Here is a 5,164-nt window from a genome sequence, read left to right on the forward strand (position 1 = left end):
TGAGTCAAGCGAATACCACAGATGTTACTGCATATATGCAATCTGTCGGCAAACAAGCACGAGCGGCATCACGTGTCCTCGCTGCAGCAAATACTGGCGATAAAAACTCAGCATTAATGGCTATCCATGATGTACTAAAAAATGCCAAATCAGACATATTGGCTGCTAATAAAATCGACATGGACAATGGTCAAAAAAATGATTTGGATTCTGCCCTGCTTGACCGTCTAGAGCTAAATGATGCTCGCTTCGACGGTATGCTTCAAGGTTTGAAAGACGTGGCCGCACTGCCTGACCCCATCGGTGAAGTGACTGACATGACTTACCGACCATCAGGGATTCATTTAGGCAAGATGCGTGTGCCACTCGGTGTGGTCGGCATGATCTACGAATCACGTCCTAATGTCACCTTGGAAGCCGCTTCACTGGCGCTAAAATCTGGCAACGCTATTATTTTACGCGGTGGCTCTGAAGCATTTGAGTCCAACCAAGCGATTGCCAAATGTATCTTAGAAGGTCTAAAAAACGCTGGACTGTCTGAGCACTGCGTACAGGTACTACAAACCACGGATCGTGCTGCTGTTGGTGAGTTGATCACCATGACTGACTATGTTGACGTCATCGTTCCACGCGGCGGTAAAGGCTTGATTGCACGTATCAGTAATGATGCCCGAGTTCCTGTCATCAAACATCTAGATGGTAACTGTCATACCTTTATTGATAGCGATGCAGATGCAGATACGGCTGTCAAAGTCAGCGTTAATGCAAAAACCCATCGTTACGGCACTTGTAACACCATGGAAACCCTATTGGTCGATGAGTCAGTCGCTGATGAACTACTGCCAAAAATTGCTGAAGCCATCGTCGCTGCTGACGACGCCATGCAGCTGCGCCTTGACGAAAAGTCTCAGGCTATCCTAAAAGACAGCGCTGCTCTCAAGGGCCATCTATCGGCAGCGACTAGCGAAGATTGGGACACCGAATACCTTGCGCCCATCCTAGCGGTAAAAGTCTTGGCAGGTATCGACGAGGCGATTGAACATATCAACACCCATGGCAGTCATCATACCGATGTCATCATCACCGATAACTATACTAAGTCGCAACGCTTCATCCGAGAAGTGGACTCAGCCAGCGTTATGATCAACGCCTCTAGCCGTTTTGCGGATGGTTTCGAATATGGTCTGGGTGCTGAGATTGGTATCTCGACAGATAAGATCCATGCTCGTGGCCCTGTTGGATTGGAAGGACTGACCTCACAGAAGTGGATCGTGTATGGTAATGGCGAAACTCGCGCCTAACCCGCTGCGTTTGCCACGCCCTAAGTTGGGGTGAATTAACTCGACATTTATAGTCATTACTATTTATAGTCAGTACTATTCTATCCCCGACGACAGAATCCAGCACACCCGAATAAAAACGTCAGCTCATCGCTGGCGTTTTTTTATTTAGGGGTACCACATCCTCAAACGTGTCATATATGTGCCACAAAGATTATGTTGTACCATTAGAGCTACTACGGTCAGTGAAAAGTAATACCGCTACAACACGCACTGCTGATGCAAATTTTTCTAGATTGCTGCGCTCACGTAGATAGAGGCTGCAAAAAATGGACACCAGCAATACCGTAGCGACTTTGAAATATTTCAACTATATTTCAGATAATAATCACATTTTATAGGAACCTAGCCTCATGCAAAGTGGCGAAATCAAGCATTGGAATCAAGAAAAAGGCTACGGATTTATCAATGTGGACAACCAAAACGAAGATGTGTTTTTTCACGTGAGTAAAGCACGATTGCCCCAGCCCATCACTGTCGGTCAAAAGGTCTATTTCAATAGCGAACGCAATGATAAAAACCAATTGCGCGCCACAGAAGTGACTCCATTCTTGCTTAACATTCAAGAGAGCCCAGACGATACTGAACTACCTAAATCTGCATCAACAACCACTACCAATAACCACCATCAGAGTAAAAAGACGTATAACAGGCAAAACAGAAAAAGCTTACGCTCAACTTTATTCAGTGTGCTTGCCCTTATTGCTGCCGCTGTTTATTTTTTTGGTGATATCCCATCTGGAGTTTTAAGTAATGGCGTTGATTCAACAGAAATTTCATCAACATACTCCGAAAGCGAACAATCCAATACCACCAGTATCACTGGTGACGCTCAAATAGACACCACCATTCAGCTCATTCAGCAAGGTGGACCATTCCCTTATCCAAACAAAGACGGCACGACTTTTTATAATCGTGAAGGCCGACTGCCCTCACAATCTCAAGGCTACTATCGAGAATACACAGTGCCAACGCCGGGCGTCTCCCATCGTGGAGCACGGCGTATCGTCACAGGAGGAAATCCGCCCACCATCTATTACCTAACCGTTGACCACTATGACAGCTTCAAAAAACTGGACGTAAAATAATATGAGCCAAGCCATACATTATATTAAGCAAGACCACATTAACCAAAACGGTACAGCACTTCATGCCAGCATTCCAACTGAGGCTGTTACCATACGCGTGGGTGGCGCACTCGATAAAGTCACCCTGCTATCTAGTCTGGCTACAGCCTGTGACTTTCCCAGTTATTTCTCACATAACTGGGACAGTGCATGGGACTGTTTGACTGATAGCGAGGCCAGACATTTGACATTAGATCTGACAACTATAAAAAAAATAAACACCGAAGATTTTAATGTTTTCAAAAACATCATCGAAGAGGCTTATCAGACGTTTGGCAAGCCGCAGCTATGGATTATTGTGCCGCCCGAATAGAAACTGTCTGCATAGGTATTGTCTACATAGATCCTTGTCAGTGTACTGGCCGAGTGTTTAACACGCCCACATACTCAATCGTAAATACAACAACCTGAATTCGAGATAAAGCCACATTTATCCCGAATTCAAGTTACTTCATTTTATAGAAAGGATTAACCTATGGAGATTACCTTAAACGGTTATTACACCCTGATATTAGCGACCTTAGTACTGCTACTTGGGCGTTTTTTGGTTAGAAGAGTCAAGTTTTTAGAAGATTTTAATATTCCAGAGCCTGTTGCTGGTGGTCTGGTCGCAGCAGTGGTTGTTTATGCCCTCAATATGGTTTGGGGGTATAGCTTTAATTTCCATCAAGGTTTACAGACAGCTACCATGCTGATGTTCTTTGCGTCAATTGGTTTGAGTGCTGACTTTAGTAGGCTCAAAGCAGGTGGTACACCGTTATTGATTTTTACTATCGTGGTGTCGGCATTTATCATGCTACAAGATATCGTCGGTGTCGCAATGGCTAGCGCGTTGGGATTAGATCCTCTGCTCGGTCTGGTGACGGGCTCTATCGCTCTGACGGGTGGTCATGGTACGGCAGGTGCTTGGGGTATTACTTTAGAAGAAGACTATGGTGTGGTCGGTGCAACGACGCTCGGTATTGCGGTTGCTACTTATGGTTTGGTCGCTGGTGGTATCGTCGGTGGTCCTGTTGCCCGACGCTTGATCAATCGACTTGGTCTAAAACCAACGCCAGCCAATCCTGATCCTAGTGATATTGAGAAAGTTGCTGGTGCGCAGTCGTTATATAGTACCAAGCATGACGAAGAGTCTGCTCATAGCAATAAAGATATCTTTGAAAGACCTGATAGCATGCGCTTCATTACTGCCTCTTCTACTATCGAGACTTTGGCGCTATTTGCAGCGGCATTGGCATTTGCCGATGTGATGACAATGGTGGCTGAAGGCACATGGTTTGAGCTTCCTACGTTCGTATGGGCACTAGCAGGCGGCGTCATCATTCGCAATGTGCTAACGATGGTCTTCAACTTTGATATGTTTGATCGTTCGATTGATGTATTTGGTAATGCCTCTTTGAGCCTATTCTTGGCCATGGCGCTGCTGTCTCTAAAACTATGGCAGCTGACTGATTTGGCAGGACCTGTATTGGTGATCTTACTGGTGCAGACGGTCATTATGCTTATTTATGTTTACCTAATTACTTTTAAGGTGATGGGCAAAGACTATGATGCAGCGGTATTATCAGCAGGGCATTGTGGTTTTGGTATGGGTGCAACCCCCACAGCGATTGCTAACATGCAAGCAGTGACTGACCGTTATCTACCTTCACCTAAAGCATTTTTGATTGTACCAATGGTCGGCGCGTTCTTTGTCGATATCGTTAATGCAACGATACTGCAAATATTTACCAAGTTGCCGTTTATGTAGGCTGTAGGCTACTTAGTAGAAATCAGACCGAGTTGGTGTAAATAAGCCTCGATTATATTTTTATAATCGGGGCTTTTTATCGAGACTTTTTTAAACACAAACCATTAAAAAGGCAAGTCAGAGATGAGATCTTATTTCCTCGTTACTCAACTTATAATGACATGAAAACTATTTGTCGCTATCAATACAGTAGCTACAGCAATTGGAACGCACTATGTTGATGTTTGCAGTCATTATCGTCGTATCAGGAGCCCTCACCGTAGGGGCACTCTGGGGTTTATATGGTCAGTTACCCAACTGGCTCGAAGGTAACTTATTGGCACTGGCCGGTGGCGCACTGATGATATCAGTGGTCTTCGAGTTGCTGCAACCAGCCGTTATTGATAGCGGGGTTCTCATAGCAGGGGCTTTTACGTTATTGGGTGCCTTGGTGTTTTCGGGTGTCGACTACCTCATTGATGAAAAGCTAAATGCGGAAGGTGGCACCGGATTGTTGGCTGCCATCACGCTTGACGGTGTACCAGAAAACCTAGCACTGGGTGTATCCCTGCTTAGCGGAAACGTGATGCAAGTGGCAGCGCTGGCTGGCTCTATCTTGCTGTCCAACCTTCCAGAAGCTGCAGGCGGCGCCAAAGAGATGCGTAAAAATGGCAACAGCAACAAGAAGGTATTAATGCTCTGGATTGGTGCTGCCGTTTTGTTATCGCTTGCCGCCATCTTAGGCAAGGTTTTCCTGAAAAATGTCGACGACGCAATCATTAGTGCCATCAACTGTTTTGCAGCTGGTGCGGTCATTGCCTCGTTGGCGACCGAAGTATTTCCCACTGCCTTTAAGCGTGGCAACCACTGGGCAGGCATCAGTGCAAGCATCGGACTTGTCTTGGCATTGGCGTTATACCAAACCCAACAATTAAAGTTGCGCCCAAGCACGAGCAGTTAACGACCGA

5 protein-coding genes are annotated in these 5,164 nt (G+C 45.7%); all 5 read left to right on the forward strand.

Annotated elements, in window-relative coordinates:
* On the forward strand, positions 1–1,301 hold a 1,301-nt coding region (locus L0J61_RS09085), incomplete at its 5' end, for a glutamate-5-semialdehyde dehydrogenase (RefSeq protein WP_301466126.1).
* A 392-nt stretch (positions 1,302–1,693) separates the two neighbouring features.
* On the forward strand, positions 1,694–2,428 hold the full coding sequence (locus tag L0J61_RS09090) for a ribonuclease domain-containing protein (RefSeq protein ID WP_301466127.1): 735 nt from the start codon (positions 1,694–1,696) through the stop codon (positions 2,426–2,428).
* Between the two features lies 1 nt (position 2,429).
* On the forward strand, positions 2,430–2,780 hold the full coding sequence (locus tag L0J61_RS09095; RefSeq protein WP_301466128.1) for a barstar family protein: 351 nt from the start codon (positions 2,430–2,432) through the stop codon (positions 2,778–2,780).
* Positions 2,781–2,942: 162 nt separating this feature from the next.
* The gene (gene gltS, locus L0J61_RS09100) at positions 2,943–4,217 is read left to right on the forward strand and encodes a sodium/glutamate symporter (RefSeq protein ID WP_301466129.1); all 1,275 of its coding nucleotides are present in this window, start codon (positions 2,943–2,945) and stop codon (positions 4,215–4,217) included.
* 214 nt (positions 4,218–4,431) lie between these two features.
* Positions 4,432–5,157, forward strand: coding sequence for a ZIP family metal transporter (locus L0J61_RS09105; protein ID WP_301466130.1), 726 nt, complete (start codon positions 4,432–4,434; stop codon positions 5,155–5,157).
* Positions 5,158–5,164: the final 7 nt, after the last annotated feature.

It is taken from the genome of Psychrobacter sp., assembly GCF_030457785.1.
In the GTDB taxonomy this organism is placed as follows: Bacteria; Pseudomonadota; Gammaproteobacteria; order Pseudomonadales; family Moraxellaceae; genus Psychrobacter.